This is a genomic window from Halegenticoccus soli (assembly GCF_002844195.1).
GTDB classification, from domain to species: domain Archaea; phylum Halobacteriota; class Halobacteria; order Halobacteriales; family Haloferacaceae; genus Halegenticoccus; species Halegenticoccus soli.
Window position 1 is genome coordinate 443,496 of record NZ_PEND01000001.1, and the last position, 17,168, is coordinate 460,663.

General features: G+C 70.0%; 16 protein-coding genes. 8 read left to right on the forward strand and 8 right to left on the reverse strand.

Features of this window, described 5'->3' with window-relative positions:
• Positions 1-112: 112 nt before the first annotated feature.
• Entirely contained in the window at positions 113-1,279 is a 1,167-nt protein-coding gene (locus CNO20_RS02230; RefSeq protein WP_101294388.1) for an NAD-binding protein, read from the forward strand.
• Positions 1,280-1,294: 15 nt separating this feature from the next.
• Here the strand turns inward: CNO20_RS02230 and CNO20_RS02235 are convergent, their stop codons facing one another.
• Together CNO20_RS02235 and CNO20_RS02240 are read right to left on the reverse strand one after the other, a co-directional pair.
• Positions 1,295-2,773 (reverse strand): universal stress protein, encoded by a 1,479-nt coding sequence (locus CNO20_RS02235; RefSeq protein ID WP_101294389.1) that lies wholly within the window; start codon positions 2,771-2,773, stop codon positions 1,295-1,297.
• A 21-nt stretch (positions 2,774-2,794) separates the two neighbouring features.
• On the reverse strand, positions 2,795-3,574 hold the full coding sequence (locus tag CNO20_RS02240; RefSeq protein ID WP_101294390.1) for a nucleoside phosphorylase: 780 nt from the start codon (positions 3,572-3,574) through the stop codon (positions 2,795-2,797).
• Positions 3,575-4,232: 658 nt separating this feature from the next.
• Here CNO20_RS02240 and CNO20_RS02245 point away from each other — a divergent pair.
• On the forward strand, positions 4,233-4,595 hold the full coding sequence (locus tag CNO20_RS02245; RefSeq protein ID WP_143423135.1) for a hypothetical protein: 363 nt from the start codon (positions 4,233-4,235) through the stop codon (positions 4,593-4,595).
• A gap of 102 nt (positions 4,596-4,697) precedes the next feature.
• Here CNO20_RS02245 and CNO20_RS02250 read toward each other — a convergent pair whose 3' ends face one another.
• From CNO20_RS02250 to CNO20_RS02260, 3 genes are all read right to left on the reverse strand, one after another.
• Complete coding sequence (locus tag CNO20_RS02250; RefSeq protein ID WP_101294392.1) at positions 4,698-5,210, reverse strand: hypothetical protein; 513 nt, start codon at positions 5,208-5,210, stop codon at positions 4,698-4,700.
• Positions 5,211-5,252: 42 nt separating this feature from the next.
• A complete protein-coding gene (locus tag CNO20_RS02255; protein ID WP_101294393.1) occupies positions 5,253-6,119 on the reverse strand; it encodes an ATP-dependent ribose-1-phosphate kinase in 867 nt (288 codons plus the stop codon).
• A 129-nt stretch (positions 6,120-6,248) separates the two neighbouring features.
• Positions 6,249-7,055, reverse strand: coding sequence for a DUF63 family protein (locus tag CNO20_RS02260; protein ID WP_101294394.1), 807 nt, complete (start codon positions 7,053-7,055; stop codon positions 6,249-6,251).
• A 214-nt stretch (positions 7,056-7,269) separates the two neighbouring features.
• On the opposite strand from CNO20_RS02260, the gene deoC reads away from it, so the two are divergent.
• From deoC to CNO20_RS02285, 5 genes are all read left to right on the forward strand, one after another.
• Positions 7,270-8,004, forward strand: a complete 735-nt coding sequence (gene deoC, locus CNO20_RS02265; protein WP_101294395.1) for a 2-deoxyribose-5-phosphate aldolase — start codon at positions 7,270-7,272, stop codon at positions 8,002-8,004.
• A gap of 370 nt (positions 8,005-8,374) precedes the next feature.
• Positions 8,375-10,618 carry an amino acid permease gene (locus CNO20_RS02270; protein ID WP_101294396.1) on the forward strand — a complete coding sequence of 748 codons (2,244 nt, stop codon included), beginning with the start codon at positions 8,375-8,377 and terminating at the stop codon, positions 10,616-10,618.
• A gap of 87 nt (positions 10,619-10,705) precedes the next feature.
• Positions 10,706-11,806, forward strand: coding sequence for an AI-2E family transporter (locus CNO20_RS02275; protein ID WP_101294397.1), 1,101 nt, complete (start codon positions 10,706-10,708; stop codon positions 11,804-11,806).
• A 141-nt stretch (positions 11,807-11,947) separates the two neighbouring features.
• Positions 11,948-13,198: a tRNA (N(6)-L-threonylcarbamoyladenosine(37)-C(2))-methylthiotransferase gene (locus tag CNO20_RS02280; protein ID WP_101294398.1), complete on the forward strand. Its 1,251-nt coding sequence runs from the start codon at positions 11,948-11,950 to the stop codon at positions 13,196-13,198.
• A 166-nt stretch (positions 13,199-13,364) separates the two neighbouring features.
• Positions 13,365-13,943 (forward strand): S24/S26 family peptidase, encoded by a 579-nt coding sequence (locus CNO20_RS02285; RefSeq protein ID WP_101294399.1) that lies wholly within the window; start codon positions 13,365-13,367, stop codon positions 13,941-13,943.
• A 75-nt stretch (positions 13,944-14,018) separates the two neighbouring features.
• On the opposite strand, the gene CNO20_RS02290 is transcribed toward CNO20_RS02285, so the two are convergent.
• Together CNO20_RS02290 and CNO20_RS02295 are read right to left on the reverse strand one after the other, a co-directional pair.
• Positions 14,019-14,993 carry a cation diffusion facilitator family transporter gene (locus CNO20_RS02290; protein ID WP_101294400.1) on the reverse strand — a complete coding sequence of 325 codons (975 nt, stop codon included), beginning with the start codon at positions 14,991-14,993 and terminating at the stop codon, positions 14,019-14,021.
• A gap of 90 nt (positions 14,994-15,083) precedes the next feature.
• Positions 15,084-15,623, reverse strand: a complete 540-nt coding sequence (locus CNO20_RS02295; protein WP_101294401.1) for an HIT family protein — start codon at positions 15,621-15,623, stop codon at positions 15,084-15,086.
• Between the two features lie 237 nt (positions 15,624-15,860).
• Here CNO20_RS02295 and CNO20_RS02300 point away from each other — a divergent pair, with 237 nt between their 5' ends.
• A complete protein-coding gene (locus CNO20_RS02300; RefSeq protein WP_101294402.1) occupies positions 15,861-16,061 on the forward strand; it encodes a DUF7835 family putative zinc beta-ribbon protein in 201 nt (66 codons plus the stop codon).
• Positions 16,062-16,142: 81 nt separating this feature from the next.
• On the opposite strand, the gene map is transcribed toward CNO20_RS02300, so the two are convergent.
• Positions 16,143-17,033: a type II methionyl aminopeptidase gene (gene map, locus CNO20_RS02305; RefSeq protein ID WP_101294403.1), complete on the reverse strand. Its 891-nt coding sequence runs from the start codon at positions 17,031-17,033 to the stop codon at positions 16,143-16,145.
• Between the last annotated feature and the right edge of the window lie 135 nt (positions 17,034-17,168).

Consider the following 17,168-nt stretch of genomic DNA (forward strand, 5'->3'; position numbering starts at 1 on the left):
CGCGTTGCGAACCGCGTCGCCTCGGACGCTCGCAACGCGCCCGCCCGTCCGTCCGTCCGTCGCGGAGGGCGATCCGGCCGGTATTTATACGCGGACCGGCCAAAGGTGTGACATGGCGCGGGGCAGGGAGTGGATCGGGACCCGGGCGACGGTGCTTCTGACCTTCACGGTCGCGGTGCTGTCCGTCGTCACCGGCATCGCCAACATCACCCTGCCGGCCAGCGGTCCGTTCGCGCGCTACGTCCCGGCGGTCGTCCAGCAGACCGTCGGGTTCACGGGGGCGCTGACCGGGTTTCTCATGCTCGTGAGCGCCATCGGGCTCCGACGCGGACTCCGCGCGGCGTGGTACTCCTCGCTCGTGCTGTTTCCGCTCACCGCCGCCCAGGGGCTGCTGCAGTCGAGCGCCTACTCGGTGCCGCTCGTCGTCCTGTCGCTCGTGTCGCTCCCGGTCGCCCTCCTCAACCGTCGGCAGTTCGACCGCCGCCTGGACCTGACGGGCACCCAGCTGGCGGCGATCGTGGCGTTCGTGAGCGCGCAGACGTACGGAACCGTCGGGACCTACGCGCTGCGGGAGGACTTCACCGGCGTCTCGACGCTGGTCGACGCGTTCTGGTACACCATCGTCACCGGGAGCACCGTCGGCTACGGCGACGTGACGCCCGTCCCGGACAGCCCCCGCGCGAAGCTGTTCGCGATCTCCGTGCTGCTCGTCAGCGTGTCGAGCTTCGCGGTCGCCCTCGGCGTCCTCCTGACGCCCGCCATCGAGGCCCGACTCTCGAAAGCACTCGGACGAATGACAGACACCGACCTCGAACTCCTGGAAAACCACATCCTCGTGCTCGGGCACGGGGAGCTGACCGAACCGATCGTCGACGAGCTCGCCCCGCAGGCGGCGTTCCTCGTCGTCACGAACGACCCCGAGCGGACGCGGGAGCTCACGGAGCGGGGGATCAGGGTGCTCACGGCGAACCCGAGCGACGAGGAGCCGCTCCGCCGCGCGCGCATCGACGCCGCGCGCGCCGTCGTCGTCGCCACGAACAACGACGCGGAGGACGCGCTCGCGATCCTCACGGCCCGACAGCTCAACCCCGAGATCCGGATCGTCGCCGCCGCGACCGACAGGGAGAACGTCGCCAAACTCCGCCGCGCCGGCGCGGACACGGTCATCAGTCCCGCCAGCATCGGCGGGCACCTGCTCGTCGAATCCGCGCTCGGCGGCGAGGGGGCGGAGACGGTCGCGGAGCGCATCATGTCGGAGGAGCCGTCGCGGGAATCCTGAGCCGCCCCCCTCGGGTCAGACGCCGCCGCGGTCGACGACGGCGACGTCGCACTCGACAGACCGGAGGCGCTCGAACGTCGGCGGCGAGACGAACCGCGAGGCCGCGCTTCGATCGCGGCTCGATCCCAGTATCACGAGGTCGTACGCGCCGGCGTTGGCCTCGATGAAGTTCTCGATCTTCGCGCGCGCCACCCGGGTTTCGACGTTCCCCTCCGCGGTCTCGACGAGGTTGGCGAGCCGCGTCTCGGCCGGGCGGCGCTCGACCTCCGTGTCGATGCAGGTGCAGACGCTCACGCTCCCGACGGGGCCGGCCAGCCGGGTCGCGAAGTCGATCATCGCGTGGGCCGAATCGCCCGGCCGAGAGACGGTCACGAGGATCCGTCGCCAGCGCCGCTTGCCGGTCGCAGAGCGGAAGGCGATCGCGTCGGTCGGCCCGTCGAAGACGGCCCGGACGACCCCGGAGAGCAGCCCCCGTTCCTCCTCGTAGGGCGTCACGACGAGGTCGCAGCCGGCCTCGCGAGCCGTCCGGACGATGGTCGTTCCGGGATCGCCGCTGGCGACGACGACCTCGCAGGGGACGCCCACCCGGGTGCGGATCGTCGCCGCGTGCGCTTCGAGGTCGGCCGCTGCGCCCGCGGCCGCGCGCCGCGCCGCCTCGTCGGCGAGTTCGCCGTCCCCCGTACCGACGGTCTCGTCCGCGACGGGGACGCCCTCGGCCGCCGCGCGCTCTTCGAGCACCTCTCGCTCGGCCGCGGCGAGCCGGTCGTCGTCGACCACGTCGAGCAGGACGACCTTCCCGGCCTCGTGGGCCGCGGCGAGCCGGGCCCCGAACAGCGCCGCCGTCTCGGGATCGTCGCCGCGCATCGGCACGAGCACGTGGTCGTCGCTCTGGGTGGTTCCGTAGAGGTAGCGCGCCCGCCGCTCGTAGAACCGCGAGCGCCAGACGGCGAACGCCGCGGCGACGATGCCCCCGGAGACGGCGATGCTGACCACGTACGCCGACGGACTCGCGCCGTCCGTGAGAAGCACGAGGAGCGCCGTCGAGAACGCGGCCGGCTCTTCGACGCTGAACGCCCACGTGACCGCGCCGGTCAGGAAGATGCTGAGGGCGGCGCTCGCCGGACTCACGCCCGGGAGCGGCGCAGTCACGCCAACCGCGGCGGCCACGACCTCCTCCGCGGCCCACCCGCAGACCGCGCCGAGGGTGAGGCCGGCGACGAACTTGGCCGGCGACGCGTAGCGCCCCTCGGGGTCGGCGAAGAGCGTGTACGCGCCCGCGGCGAGCGGCGGAAACAGCAGGAAGGTCAGCCCCGGCAGCGCGTTCGACAGCACCGTCACGAGCGCGATGAGCAGCGGCACGACGAGGAGGATCGTGAGGTGGAGCAGGTTGCTCGTGTCCTCCGCCCAGCGCCGGAACTCGGCGACCTCACGCCGTTCGAGCCGTCGCGCCCGTCGAACGAGGTCGGCGGCGCGCGCTTCGAGTCGGTCCAGCATCTTCGTGCGGGGCTGGGCCGCCTACGCGATGCGCGCGACGGCGTCGAGCGCGATGCCGATGGCGCGCTCGACGTTGTTCTTCGCCTTCTCGGGCAGCTCCTCGTCGCCGTCGGCCCCCTTCTGCGTTCCCTTCACGAGGTTCCCGTCGACGGTGCAGATCGCGCCGGCGCGCATGCCCTTCCGGCGGGCCAGCGCGAACACCGTCGCGGCCTCCATCTCGATCGCGAGCAGGTTCGCCTCGTTCCAGTCTCTCACGTACTCGTCGCTCTCGTTGTAGAACGCGTCGTCGCTGACGATGGGGCCGACGTGGACTCGGCCCGCGGCGTCGCCGCTCGCCCCCTCCGCGGCCTCGTTCGAGGCCGCGCGCTCCTCGTTTTCCTCGGCCGCATCGACGAGCGCGGTCAGCACCTCGTAATCCGGGACCGCGGGGTACACCGCGGACTCGTAGCGCTTCGAGGTGCCCTCCTCCTTCGCGGCGCCCGTCGCCACGATCATGTCCCCGATCTCGACGCGCTCCTGGAGCGCGCCGATCGTGCCGACGCGGACGACCGTGTTCACGCCGACGCGCGAGAGCTCCTCGATCGCGATGGCGGCGGAGGGACAGCCGATGCCGGTCGAGCAGATCGTGAGCCCGACGCCCTCGTACTCGGCGTTGACGATCTTGTACTCGCGGTTCTGCGACACCTCCTCGACGTTCTCGCACTGCCTCGCGATCCGGTCGACGCGGCCCGGATCGCCGGGCACCAGCGCGATCTCGTTGACGTCTCCCTCCTCGACGAGCAGGTGGGGCTGTTTTGCCATACTGTCGGCTCTCGCGTCGGCGGGAAAAATGACGCGGTTGGGTCGACCGCGGGTCACGATCGGCGGCGCGTCGCTCCCGACGAGCCGCGTCCGCGCGCTCGCCTCTCGGCTGTCGAAACGTTCGCGCCGTCCGACGTTCCGGCCCGTTCGAGCCGGCCGTTCAGTCCCCGCGATCCCGACTGTTTATCGGTCCCGATCGCCTAACGCGGTGTTGCCGCCGCCAGTTCGCCCGCTACCTCCCTTCGCGGGCCGAACGAACCCGTCGCGGGGCGTCCGATCGACAGAGTGTGAACGGTTGAAACGGAACTCTCGTTTACTATCGTTTATCGGACGCCGGGACCCGCGTCGGGGGCGCCCGACAGTTTAGCGCGCTTTCGGCGAGTAACGGGATTTTGAAGCCTCGCGACGACCGCTCAGCGAGAACGATCGTTGTCAATTGAGCGATGATCGGGAAAACGTACAATATTCCCGATGCAACTACCGTCGGCGTTGAATACGGGTTCTGTCGACAGTACCGAGCGAGCGACGAGCGCTCGGACGGAGTTCGTTCGGTGCGGTTGACTCGACCGCTCGGCCTTCGGTGCGGTGGTTGAATCTGACTCGACCGCTCGGCCGGTTGAATCGGGCCTTCGTCCGGGCGTTCCTGCTCGTGATACCCATGAAAAAGGCACTACGCATCCTGATGGCCCTCGTGGTCGTCGGCACCGTCTTCAGCGCCGGTCTCGCGGGAACCGTCGCCGCGGACCACAGCGACTGGAAAGACAAGATGAAGGACAAGGCGAAGGACAAGACCACGATCAAGCAGAACCAGGAGAACTACCAGAACGCCGAGGCGAGCGTCGACCAGGACCAGGACGTCGACCAGTCTAACGAGAACACGCAGGTTGGCGCGTCCGTGGGCGTGTTCAACAAGGGCGACCAGTCGGTCAGCCAGAGCAACAGCCAGGCCAACTACAACAGCCAGACCGGCAGCGCCTCCGCGTCCAACTCCGCCACGCAGAGCCAGAGCGCCAGCGCGTAATCGGTAACCGACCCCGTTTTTTAGATCCGGTCGACGACGGACCGAGCGTATCGGCCGTCCGGCGGACGATCGTCTCGTCGAAGCCCGTACCGCTTCCGACGCTCACGCGGCGATCGACCAGAGGACCGGCGCGATCAGCGTGAGCGTGACGCCGAACACGAGCGACGAGCGGAGCCACTGGCCGCGCACCGCGGTGGACTGGTCCTCGTAGATCGCGCTCTTTGCCCGGGGAAGCACCACGTAGGCGTACGAGGCGTAGACGAGGAGGACGACGACTCCCACCGCCAGCAGGTGCGGCAGGAGCGCGACGCCGGCGACCCGACCAAGCCCCGGCACGACGACCGAGAGCGCGGAGAAGACGGCGGCGTAGAGCGCCCCGGCGACCGCGCCGGTCGCGTGGTGGGCGACGTTCGCGTCGCGGGCACTCACCTCGTCGGGCTTCTTCCGCCTGAACACCGACGCGGCGACGTACGCGGGCGAGAATCCCTCCGACTGCCGGCGGACCGGCAGCGTCATCGCCAGCGCCGCCGCCAGCCCCGCTAACGCCCCGATACCGAGGTTCAGGGCGAACGAGAGCGCCGGCGCCGCCAGCTGTGGAACCGTGCCCGGATTCATTATCTCCGAACAGTCCGCGCAGCGAGATAAGTTTGCGGGCAATCAGCGCGAGAGTAGCTCTGACACGCCGTCCCAGTCGAGCGGCGTCCGCGCCCCCCTCGTCCGCGCGGCGAGGGCGCCGCAGGCGTTCGCGAGCGCGAGCGCCTCCTCGCACCCGTCGCCGCGGAGCAGCGACGCGATGAACCCCGCGGCGAACGCGTCGCCCGCGCCGGTCGTGTCGACCGTCTCGACGGCGAAGCCGGGGTGCGTGTACGTCCTCGTCCCCGTCCGGACCTCCGCCCCCCGGGGTCCGTGCTTCAGGACGAGCGTCCGGTTCTCGGAGTCGAGCGCGTCGCCGAGCGCCGTGGCCGCCTCGCGGTCGTTGAGGAAGACGACGTCCGCGCGCGCGAGCGCGCCAGAGAAGTCCCGCTCGTCGAGCCGCCGCCCGGGATCGAAACTCACGGTCGCGCCGGCCTCCCTCGCGCGGTCGGCCAGCCGGGCGGCGGTGTTCGGACGCTGGCTCGTGAGGTGGACGTGCTCCGCCGACGCGAGCGTCGACTCGGGCAGGTGGCCGGCGGTGAACGCCTCGTTCACGCCGTCGCGGCCGAACACCATCACCTCGCCGGCGGCCGAGACCGCGAGGTACTTCACCGCCGTCTCGCCGTCGGGCACCGTCTGGATCGTCCCGCAGTCGACCCCGGCGTCGATCAACTCAGCCCGCGCGGCCGCCCCGTGGTCGTCCTCGCCGACGCTCCCGAGGAGCGCGACGGGAACGTCGAGCCGCGCCAGCCCGCACGCGACGTTCGCCGCGCTTCCCCCTCCAGCGCCGGTCTGGGCCTCGATGACCGCCTCGCCGTCGGGTTCGGGCAGGCGGTCGACGTACAGCGTGACGTCCCAGTTGACGTGGCCGGCGCAGATAACGCGGGGCATGGCCGAACCGACGCGGCGGTCCGGAAAAAAACCTGTAGCCGTCGGCGAACCGATCAAACGGATCGGGGGAACCAGTTTCGGCGGACTGGCGGACGGGTACGCGGCCGACTCGACGGGACCCGCCGGCGCTCACGCGATCGAAAAGAGGACGAGGTTGTGCGTCCCGGGACCGAGCCCCACGGCGGCGATCAGCGCCAGCAGGAGGTACCCCTCAGTCGGCTCCTCGCGGACGTAATCGGCCATCAGGGCGACGACGACCGACGCGACGGCGAGCTTCACGAGCACGAACAGCCATCCCGCGCCGACGAGTTCGGCCGTCGGCAGCGCGTCCCCGAACTCGATGATGACCCGCGACAGCGGCGTCCGCTCGCCGAAGCCGAGCACGTCGACGCCGAGGGCCGTCGAGACGCCGTCGAGGACGTGGCCGAACATCGCGAGCGCCCCGGCCCCGCCCGTGATCGCCGCCTGGGGCCGCAGGCGGGCCAGCCCGACCCACGCCGCGGCGGCGACGACGGCCGACGCGACCAGCCCGAGCGCCGGCCAGCGGGGGTGGAGCGTTCCCCGGGCCGACCCGACCGCCAGCGCGAGGCCGAGCGCCGCGAGCAGCGCGAACGCGCCGGTCACGGCGAGCGCCCGCGGCGCGCGGCCGGTCCCTTCGTCCGCCCCGATCCAGATCGCTCCGGCGACGAGCGCGACCGTCAGGTAGACGGCGGGCGTCCCGGCGAGCGGCCGGACCGCGGGCGGCAGGGCGTCGAGGACGTACAGGACGTGCAGGCAGGCCCCGGTGCACATCCACGGCGCGAGCGCGACCACGTGCCGGTCGGTGACCGGCGGCCTGCGGCGGGCGAACGCCCAGCCGACGGCGCCGAGACCGACGAGCAGTCCGAGCAGGTACGGTGCCGGCGGCAGCGCGAACCCCTCCGGGAGGAGCTGCATGCGCGAACGGCCGTCGGGCCGGCGGGAAAGCCTTGCGATTAGGTTGACGGGCGAACCTGTCCGCGGAACCGACCGCGGGCGTCGGCGCGTCCCCGTCGAGGGCGGCGACGGGACGAGGCGACAACGGGACGAGGCGGCCGTCAGTCTCTCGGCCCGCCGCGGGAGCGACCCGCGCTTCGGCGCGTTTTTGCCCCCGCACCCCGTGGGACCGCGCATGGACCGAAGGGAGTTCGTCGCGCGCATCGACCACACGGTGCTGGGTCCGGAGACGACGCCGGCCGACGTCGAGCGCGTCCTCGACGAGGCGGCAGCGTACGGGATGAACGCCTGCGTTCCGCCGTGCTACGTCGCCGAGGCGGCGGCACACGCCCCGGACGTGACGCTCGCGACCGTCGTGGGGTTCCCCCACGGTCAGCACAGCACGGCGGCGAAGCGCGCCGAGGCGGTGGACGCGTGGGAGAACGGGGCGGACGAACTCGACGTCGTGATCAACGTCGGCCGCCTGAAGGCCGGCGAGAACGGCCGGAACGGTACCGGTGGCGAAGACGGCGAGGACCGGGGAGGCGACGACACGCACGCCGATCCGGACCGCGCGGACGGCGTCGCCCCGCGGGTCGACGCGGTCGAGGCCGACCTCGCGGAGGTCGTCGCCGCGGTCCCGATCCCGGTGAAGGTCATCATCGAGACGGCGCTCCTCTCGGTGGACGAGAAGCATCGGGCCTGCCGCGCGGCGGCCGAGGCCGGCGCCGCGTTCGTGAAGACCTCGACGGGGTTCGCCGAGGGCGGCGCGACCGTCGAGGACGTCGAACTGATGCGCGAGTACCTGCCGGTCAAGGCGAGCGGCGGGATCGGCAGCTACGAGGAGGCGCGGGCGATGCTCGACGCCGGCGCGGAGCGCATCGGGGCGTCGAGCGGCGTCGAGATCGTCGAGGGGTTCCCCGGGGAGTGAGGCGCGGGTCCGCCGTGTCGTCCGGCGGAGCGCCCGGTCCGCGTCCGCGGCTCCGCGACGGACGATCTCGGCGCGCAACCGGTCGGAACCGACGACCGTTCTCGAATCGGGAAGTTCAGCTCTGTTCTGATGTCGAATCAGTTAAGTCGGCGCGGGCGAAAGCGGGGATCGTGATCGGAAACGGGGTACGTCCGCGGTCCGCCGCGCGGGCTCTTCGCCTCGGTGCGCCGGCGGGACACCGCCCCTGATTCTCTGCTCTTCGCACACATGAGCCCACGATACTCTCTCCGACAGACGGAAACGCCGGACGGAACGTCCGTCGACGGCCGCGGTTGCCGGGGGCTGACGCCCCGCGGGACGGTGATGAGCGATGGCTGACGAGGAACTGGCGAAGGACCTCGGCCTGCTGTCGGCGCTCACGATCGGCATCGGCACGATGATCGGCGCGGGCATCTTCGTCCTGCCCGGCGTGGCCGCCCGCGAGGCGGGGCCGATCGTCGTCGTCTCGTTCATCGTCGGCGGGTTCATCGCGATGGTCAACGCCCTCTCGGTGAGCGAACTCGGGACCGCGATGCCCAAAGCCGGCGGCGGCTACTACTACGTCAACCGCGCGCTCGGCCCGCTCTTCGGCTCGATCGCCGGCCTCGGCGACTGGATGGGGCTCGCGTTCGCCTCCGCGTTCTACTGCATCGGCTTCGGCGGCTACCTCTCGACGCTGCTCCCGATTCCGGGGGTCCTCTTTCTCGACCCGGTGCAGATCGGCGCGCTCCTCGCCGGCGTGGCCTTCGTCGGCGTCAACTACATCGGCGCGAAGGAGACGGGCGGGATCCAGACGGTCATCGTGCTCTCGCTCCTCGCGATTCTCACGGTCTTCGCCGCGGCGGGGTTCCTGCAGTTCGACTACGGCACGCTCGTCGACGAGGGCGGACTGGCGCCGTTCGGCCCCGCCGCGATCCTCCCCGGGACGGCCCTCGTCTTCGTCTCCTTTCTCGGCTACGCCAAGATCGCGACCGTCGCCGAGGAGCTGAAGAACCCCGGCCGGAACCTGCCGATCGCCGTCATCGGCAGCGTCGCCGTCGTGACCGTCATCTACGCGATCCTCGTCGTTGTGATGCTCGGCATCGTCCCCTGGCCGGAGCTCGACCTCAACACGCCCGTCTCGCAGGTCGCCTCGATCTCCTTTTCGGGGAACCTCGGCGCGCTCGGCGTGACGATGATGACCTTCGGCGCGCTCCTCGCGACGGCCTCGAGCGCGAACGCGTCCATCCTCGCGTCCGCCCGGATCAACTTCGCGATGGGGCGCGAGCGGATCGTGAGCGCGTCGCTCAACGAGATCCACCCGCGCTTTGCGACCCCGTACCGCTCCATCCTCGTCACGGGGCTCATCATCGTCACGTTCATCGCACTCGGAACGGTCGAGACGCTCGCCAAGGCGGCGAGCGTCCTCCACCTCATCGTGTACGCGCTGATGAACCTCGCGCTCATCGTCTTCCGGGAGGCGGACCTCGCCGACTACGATCCCGACTTCCGCGTCCCGCTGTACCCCGTCACGCCGATCGTCGGCGCGGTCGTCTCGCTTGGGCTGGTCGCGTTCATGGATCCCGTGGAGATCGCGCTCTCGGCCGTGTTCGTCGCCCTCGCCGTCGTCTGGTACTTCGTCTACGCGCGGGGGAACACGGACAGACAGGGGGTTCTCGGTCGGTACATCCTCGCTCGGGCGGACGAGATGCCCGACGCCGCGGTGTCCGCCGCGAGCACCGTCCAGCCCGACGGCGGGGACTACCGGGTGATGGTCCCGCTCGCAAACCCCCGCACCGAAAAGGACCTCATCGAACTCGCCAGCCTGGTGGCGAAGGCCCGGGGCGGCACCGTCGTCGCCACGCACATCGTGCAGGTCCCGGACCAGATCCCGCTGTCCGCCGGCGCGGAGCGCGTGGACGAGATCGACGCCGAGTCCGCGGCGCTCCTGGACGCGGCGCGCGACGACGCCGAGACGTTCGGCGTGCCGGTCGAGACGCGGACGATCATCTCGCACCGGCTGTTCGAGGAGGTGTTCGACGCCGCCGAAACCTCCGCCGCCGACCTGGTCGTCATGGGGTGGAGCGAGGAGGCGTACTGGTCGGCGGGCCGCGTCGAGGGGACGTTCGACGAGCTCACGAGCGACCTGCCCTGCGACTTCCTCGTCCTCAAGGACCGCGGCTTCGACCCTTCGCGCGTGCTCCTCCCCACCGCCGGCGGGGCCGATTCGGACCTCAGCGCCGAGGTGACGCGCGTGCTGAAGGACCTCCGCGGCGCCGACGTCACGCTGCTGTACGTCGCCGACGGCGAGGACGAACGCGAGGCGGGCGAGGCGTTCCTCCGCGACTGGGCGGCCGAGCGCGACCTCGGCGACGCCGAGCTCGTGGTCGACGCCTCGGGCGACGTGGAGGGGGCGATCGCCCGCCACTCGGAGGACGCGACGATGGTCGTGATCGGCGCGACTGAGCGCGGCCTGCTCTCTCGGCTGCTCGGCGGCTCGCTCGTCTACGACGTCGTCAACGAGGTGGAGTGTTCGGTGCTCCTGGCCGAACGCCCCCGGAAGCGGTCGTTCCTCTCGCGGCTGTTCGGGCGGTGATCCCTCGCGGGAACTCCGCGTCGGAGGGGCGAGCCACCCCCGACCGGGTCCACACTTTTGCGCGTCGGTACCGACTGCTAGCAGTGGATGGCTCGCTGGAACCACACCCGAGTGCAGCTTCTGTGGTGGGCGGCCGGAGTCGGGATCGTCGCGGTCGTCGCGTTCGCGCTCTACTCGCTCGTCGGGGCGCTCGTGTTCGGGATCTTCCTGTACTACGCGACGCGCCCGATCTCCCGCCGGCTCGACAGGTACGTCGATAATTCGGACGCCACGGCGGCGCTGACGCTCCTCGCCGTCGGACTGCCGATGCTCCTCGTCGTCGGGTACGGGCTGTTTCAGGGGCTCGGCGAACTGAACCAGTTTCTCGCGTCGAACGACCTCGGGCGGTATCGCTCCTACCTGCGGCCGCACGTCGATCTCGCGCGAATTTCGAACCTGCAACGACTGTCCGAACGGATCCAGCAGGGGCGATCTGGACCGCTCGGTCCGGTTTCGTGGACGGCGATCCGGCGGTATCTGAGCGCCCTGTTACGGTACGCGAGCGTGATCTTCGGCGTCCTGCTGGACGCGTTCGTGATGCTCCTCGTCGCGTTCTACCTCCTCCAGGCGGACGACGCCGTGGGGCGGTGGTTCCGCCGGACCTTCGAGCGGGAGCGGAGCGTCGTCGCGTTCGCGGAGAGCGTCGACGCGGACTTAGAGCGCATCTACTGGGGCAACCTGGTCGTCGTCGGCATCACGGCGCTCATCGCCGGCGTCACCTACTACGGCCTGCGGTCGATCTCACCCCAGGGGGTGACCGTGCCGTACGTCGTCCTCTCCGCCGCGTTGACCGGCATCTTCACCCTCGTCCCGGTCGTCGGCATCAAGCTGTTCTACTTCCCGATGACCGGCTACCTGCTCCTCGTGGCCGTCACCCGCGAGGCCGCCCCGCTGTGGTTCCCCGTCGCGTTCTTCCTCGTCACGCTCGTCGTCGTCGACACCGTCCCCGATTTCTTCATCCGCTCGTACGTCTCGTCCGGCGACATCCACGCGGGCCTCGTCCTCATGTCGTACGTCTTCGGCTCCGTCGCGTTCGGCTGGTACGGCATCTTCCTGGGGCCGATCGTCCTCGTGCTGTTTCTGCACTTCGCGCGCACGATCCTCCCGATGCTCCTGCGGGGCGTCCCGGTCGAATCTCGCGCGGAGTGACCCGCCGGGGTGAGGTGGGGTGGGGACCGCAGGAACGGTCGAGAGAGATCGCCCGAACGCACGCCGGCCGGCGCGTTCCTCGCCGCCTTCGCCCCGGACCGTCGCGCTTTTGCCCGCGCACCCGAAACGTCCGCTAACTGAATGGCCCGATATCACATCGAGACCTACGGCTGCACGGCGAACCGGGGTGAGAGCCGTCAGATCGAGCGGGCGCTCCGCGACGGCGGACACCACCGCGCCGACGGGCCCGAGGACGCCGACGTGGCGATCCTCAACACGTGCACGGTCGTCGAGAAGACCGAGCGCAACATGATCCGCCGGGCGAAGGAGCTGCAGGAGGAGACGGCGGACCTCATCGTCACGGGCTGCATGGCGCTCGCGCAGGGCGAGGAGTTCGTGAAGGCCGGCGTCGACGCGCAGGTGCTCCACTGGGACGAGGTGCCCGTCGCGGCGATGAACGGCGAGTGCCCGACGCCGACGCCCGACGCGGAGCCGGTTCTCGACGGCGTCATCGGCATCCTGCCCATCGCCCGCGGCTGCATGAGCGACTGCTCGTACTGCATCACGAAGAAGGCGACCGGGCGGATCGACTCCCCGCCGATCGAGGAGAACGTCGAGAAGGCGCGGGCGCTCGTCCACGCCGGCGCGAAGGAGATCCGGATCACGGGGCAGGACACCGGCGTCTACGGCTGGGACAGGGGCGAGCGCAAGCTCCACGAACTGCTCGAACGGATCTGCGGGATCGACGGCGACTTCCGCGTCCGCGTCGGGATGGCGAATCCGAAGGGGATCCACGGCATCCGCGACGAACTGGCGCGGGTCTTCGCGGAGAACGACGAGCTCTACAACTTCATCCACGCGCCCGTCCAGTCCGGGTCGAACGACGTGCTCGGCGACATGCGCCGCCAGCACCAGGTCCGCGAGTTCGTCGAGGTGGTGGAGACGTTCGACGAGCGGCTCGACTACTGGACGCTCTCGACCGACTTCATCGTCGGCTTCCCGACCGAGACCGAACACGACCACGCCCAGAGCCTGGCGCTCATGCGCGAGGTCCGCCCCGAGAAGATCAACGTCACCCGCTTTTCGAAGCGGCCCGGAACCGACGCCGCGAAGCTGAAGGGGCTCAACGGCGCGGTGAAGAAGGAGCGCTCGAAGGAGATGAGCGAGCTGAAGATGGAGATCGTCGGCGAGGCGTACGAGTCGATGGTCGGGACGACGCGTCAGGTGCTCGTCGTCGAGGAGGGGACCGGCGACTCGGTCAAGTGCCGGGACGGCGCGTACAGGCAGATCATCGTCCGAAACGCCTCGGAGCGCGGCATCGAACCCGGCGACTTCCTCGACGTGGAGGTCACGGGCCAGCAGACGGTGTACGCGTTCGGCGAGCCGGTCTGACGCCATCGGACGGGACCGGGGCTTCGGTTCGTCCGTTTCATTTCGTCCGTTTCATTTCGTCCGCTTCACTTCGTCCGTTTCATCTCGCCTCGTTTGCCATAGGAGGCCGTCTCACGGCCTGCAAACGACGCGAATCTACTAACCGCCGATCGGTGTACGAGTGTCCATGTCTGACGACCGACGCTCCTGGACGCGCACGCTCGCGCGCTCTTTCCTCTTCGTCGCGGTTCTGACGCTCGCTCTCTTCGCCACCTGCGGCGTCTGGCCGCCCATGGTCGCCGTCGAGAGCGGGAGCATGTCGCCGAATATCCAGACGGGCGACCTGGTCGTCGTCACCGACACCGACGGGTGGACCGTCGCGGCGGCCGACGGACCGGACATCGACACCGTCCGCTCGCCCGACGGCGATCCGAAGTTCGGCGCGCCGGGCGACGTGATAATCTACGACGTTCCGAGCAGGGGAACGTCGGTAATCCACCGCGCGCACTTCCGCGTCGAGCGGGGCGAAAACTGGTACGACCGGGCGAACGAGTCGTACCTCCCGCCGGACGCCGACGGGTGCGACGACCTGCGGAACTGCCCGGCGCCGCACGGGGGATACATCACGAAGGGAGACGCCAACCCGTACTACGACCAGGTGTCCGGCATCGCGCCGCCGGTTCGTCCCCAGTGGATCAAATCGAAAGCGGGGCTCCGGGTGCCGGAGCTCGGATGGATCCGCCTGGTGGTGGTCGGACGGGGCTAATTCCGGCCTCCGATCCCCCGACCGAGGCCGTCGCCGCCTCTCCCCACTCGTCTCGGCTCTCCGGCCGGTTCAGCCTCACGACCGCCTCCGCTTTACCGTCGTCTCGGCGTCGTCCTCGGACTCGGCCCCGGACGCGGGCGCGTAGTTTGCGAGCCGATCCGCCTCGGCGTCCTCCTTCCACTCGCCGAGCTCCCGGGGATCGACGTGGACGAACACGTCGTCAACGCCCGGAATCTCCCGTACCGACTCGACGACCGCCGTTTCGAGCGCGTGCGCCCGCCTGATCGTCATGTCCCCCTCGACCTCGATGTGGAGGCTCACGTCGATTTCGGGGCCGACGTAGTGGGCGACCACGTCGTGGGCCCCCTTCACCTCCGGGTGCGAGAGCGCCCGCTGGACGATCTCGGCCCGGAGTTCCTCCGGCGGGGCCGCCCCGACGAGGTAGTTGACGTTGTCGCGGACGATCTCGACCCCGGTGTAGAGGATGCCGAGGGAGACGACGCCGGCCGCCAGGGGATCCAGGATCGGGTACCCCGCCCCCGCCCCGAGTACCCCGATCAGCGCGGCGCCGGCGGTGAGGATGTCGTTCCGGTTGTCGAGCGCGGTCGCGACGACCGCGGGCGAGTTCCGCTCGCGACCGACGCGGAGACAGTACCGGTAGAGGAGGTACTTGGTGACCGCGGTGGCGGCGAGGACGGCGACGGCGATCGGGCTCGCGCCGTCGGCGGTCGGCCCCGCGAGGACGGCCGTCGTCGCCTGCCAGAGCACCGCCGCGCCGGCGGCGAACACCCCGACCGCGACGAACAGCGAGACGAAGGGCTCGATCCGCTCGTGACCGTGGGGGTGTTCGAAGTCCGGCGGCTGCGTCGTGACGTACAGCCCCGCGAGGATGACCATGCTGTACGCGGCGTCCGCGAGGCTGTTGACGGCCTCGGAACCGACGGCGAGGCTCCCGGTGACGGACCACACGGCCGCCTTTCCCAGCAGGAGGACGACGTTGACCGCGAGCACCGCCAGCCCGACCCGCCTCACGGCCGTCTTTCGCTCCATCACCGGGGGTTCGCCGTCGGCCTCCAAAGGCCCTTCGGGGTCTTCGGTCCGTCCGCCGCGTCAGCCGAAACGTTTCGACGGCTCGCCACGTCAGTCGAAGCGCAGCCGAACGGCCCCGTCCGCGGCCGGGGTCGTCGCGCCGCCCTGTTCGGCGAAGGCTCCGCGGACGCGTTCGTACGTGTCGTCCAGCGCCTCCACGATGACCTTCGTGTCGCCCACGACCGGCATGAAGTTCGTGTCGCCGTCCCACCTGGGGACCACGTGGGTGTGGAGGTGGTCGCCTATCGATCCCCCGGCCGCCCGCCCGAGGTTTAATCCGGCGTTGAAGCCGTCCGGATCCAGCGCGTCCGCGATCGCGGTCAGCGTCCGCTGTTTCAACCGGGCGTGGTCCAGAAGTTCCGCGTCCGAAAGCTCCGCGTACTCGCCGGTGTGCCGCAGCGGAATGACCATGGCGTGGCCCGGGTTGTAGGGGTAGTTGTTGAGCAGGACGAAACTCCGCTCGCTCCGGGCGACGATCCGGCTCTCGCGATCGTTCCCCCGCTCGGGGAGCGCGCAGAACGGACAGCCGTCGCCGTCGCCGCCCTCGCGCTCGACCCACTCGATCCGCCACGGGGCGAAGATCTGCTCCATACGGGGGGGACGAACCCCACTCGTTTATCGTTTGTCTCACGCGGTCGTATATCGGGGCTTAGGAGGGTAATAACCGCAGATTGAACGAAAACAACGGTTCGTATGGACGTCGTACGGCGAACGTCGGAATTCGGGCGACGCGGACGGTTCTGAGCCGTAAATCGTGGGATGAACGGTCGAAATAATCCGGAACGGAGATCGGCTTTTATTCTCTCGCCCGCCGTCCGACCGGATACTATGGCGACACAACCATCCGACCTTGACGGAGTTACGGAACCCTGTGCGGACTGCCGCAGCGAGACGCTTCACAAGGTGCGGGTGGAGTTACGGACGGAGAGTTCGAAAACGGAGAACGCGGAGTTCTCCCGCGAGCCCTACCGCGTCGCGGTGTGCATGGAGTGCGGCAGCGAGACGATCCAGCGGATGAACAACGCCTGAACGCGGCGACCGGTTCCCGCGAACGGCACGCGGGTCGGCGAAGCTTCCTCGCTTTCGCGTTATTCGACCGACGTCACGAGGTCATCGAGTGGTGATCTCGCACCCGCTTTCGGTGACGATGACGGTGTGTTCGGCCTGGCTGACCAGCCGCCCGTCCTCCTCTTTCAGCACGGGGTACCCGCGGAGGACGCTCTGCTGTTTCAGGCGGCGGATCGCCATCTCGGTTCGGGGACCGTCGAGCCACCGGGCCGCGAAGGGGAGCGTTCTGTACCGCTCCGACACCGTTTCGATCACCTGTCGCGCCCGGCGGTCCCGGACGGACCGCTCGTCGACGAGTTCGTAGATCTCCTCTTTCGCGCCCTCGCTCACCTTCCCCCGGCCGTCGGTCGCGAACGGCTCGACGGCCACCACGTCGCCGACTTCCAGTTCGACCCCCCGGTCCGTCCCGCGGTTCGGGATGCTCGGCCCGGTGTGGGCGTCGTACCGCTCGACGCCGTGCCCGGAGAGGTTGAGCACGGGCGTGTAGCCGTACCCGCGGATCACGTCCTCGATCTCGGCGCCGACCTCCCCGGTCTCGACGCCCGGCCCGATGACGTCGAGTGCGGCCGCCAGCGCCTCCTCGGCCGCCTCGACGAGCTCGTCGTTGCCCGAGAGGTCGACCGTCACGGCGGCGTCGGCGATGTACCCGTCGACGTGCGCGCCGAGGTCGAGACAGACCATCTCCTCGCCGAACTCGGTTTCGTCGTCGGCCCCGGGAGTGGCGTGCGACGCCTCCTCGTCGACGCTGATGTTCGCGGGGAACGCGCACCCGTCGGCGAGTTCCTCGATGCGCGCTTCCGCGTGCTGTGCGACCTCCAGGTGGGTCGCGCCGGGCTCGATCAGCGCCGCCGCCTCGTCGATCACCGTTCGGAGGGCGTCGCCGGCCTCCCGGTACTTGTCCACGGCCTCGTCGTCGAGAGGTCCAGTGCTCATGCCGCGGTGCTTCGGCCGTCCGGGGGAAAGAGGTTGCGGGATTCCCGCGGGCGAGACGCCCGAATAACGCCAGAACCGCCCCCGGACGCGGCGGCTGTCTATATATCACTCGGTAGACCTCTTAGCAACCGTTTA

Excerpts from the sequence above, each read along its gene's own strand:
- CNO20_RS02240 (WP_101294390.1), bottom strand. The coding sequence starts at position 3,574 with ATGGCAAAACAGCCCCACCTGCTCGTCGAGGAGGGAGACGTCAACGAG.
- CNO20_RS02245 (WP_143423135.1), top strand. The coding sequence starts at position 4,233 with ATGAAAAAGGCACTACGCATCCTGATGGCCCTCGTGGTCGTCGGCACC.
- CNO20_RS02295 (WP_101294401.1), bottom strand. The coding sequence starts at position 15,623 with ATGGAGCAGATCTTCGCCCCGTGGCGGATCGAGTGGGTCGAGCGCGAG.
- CNO20_RS02285 (WP_101294399.1), top strand. The coding sequence starts at position 13,365 with ATGTCTGACGACCGACGCTCCTGGACGCGCACGCTCGCGCGCTCTTTC.
- CNO20_RS02230 (WP_101294388.1), top strand. The coding sequence starts at position 113 with ATGGCGCGGGGCAGGGAGTGGATCGGGACCCGGGCGACGGTGCTTCTG.
- CNO20_RS02290 (WP_101294400.1), bottom strand. The coding sequence starts at position 14,993 with ATGGAGCGAAAGACGGCCGTGAGGCGGGTCGGGCTGGCGGTGCTCGCG.
- deoC (WP_101294395.1), top strand. The coding sequence starts at position 7,270 with ATGGACCGAAGGGAGTTCGTCGCGCGCATCGACCACACGGTGCTGGGT.
- CNO20_RS02280 (WP_101294398.1), top strand. The coding sequence starts at position 11,948 with ATGGCCCGATATCACATCGAGACCTACGGCTGCACGGCGAACCGGGGT.
- CNO20_RS02300 (WP_101294402.1), top strand. The coding sequence starts at position 15,861 with ATGGCGACACAACCATCCGACCTTGACGGAGTTACGGAACCCTGTGCG.
- CNO20_RS02275 (WP_101294397.1), top strand. The coding sequence starts at position 10,706 with ATGGCTCGCTGGAACCACACCCGAGTGCAGCTTCTGTGGTGGGCGGCC.
- CNO20_RS02260 (WP_101294394.1), bottom strand. The coding sequence starts at position 7,055 with ATGCAGCTCCTCCCGGAGGGGTTCGCGCTGCCGCCGGCACCGTACCTG.
- CNO20_RS02250 (WP_101294392.1), bottom strand. The coding sequence starts at position 5,210 with ATGAATCCGGGCACGGTTCCACAGCTGGCGGCGCCGGCGCTCTCGTTC.
- CNO20_RS02235 (WP_101294389.1), bottom strand. The coding sequence starts at position 2,773 with ATGCTGGACCGACTCGAAGCGCGCGCCGCCGACCTCGTTCGACGGGCG.
- map (WP_101294403.1), bottom strand. The coding sequence starts at position 17,033 with ATGAGCACTGGACCTCTCGACGACGAGGCCGTGGACAAGTACCGGGAG.
- CNO20_RS02270 (WP_101294396.1), top strand. The coding sequence starts at position 8,375 with ATGGCTGACGAGGAACTGGCGAAGGACCTCGGCCTGCTGTCGGCGCTC.
- CNO20_RS02255 (WP_101294393.1), bottom strand. The coding sequence starts at position 6,119 with ATGCCCCGCGTTATCTGCGCCGGCCACGTCAACTGGGACGTCACGCTG.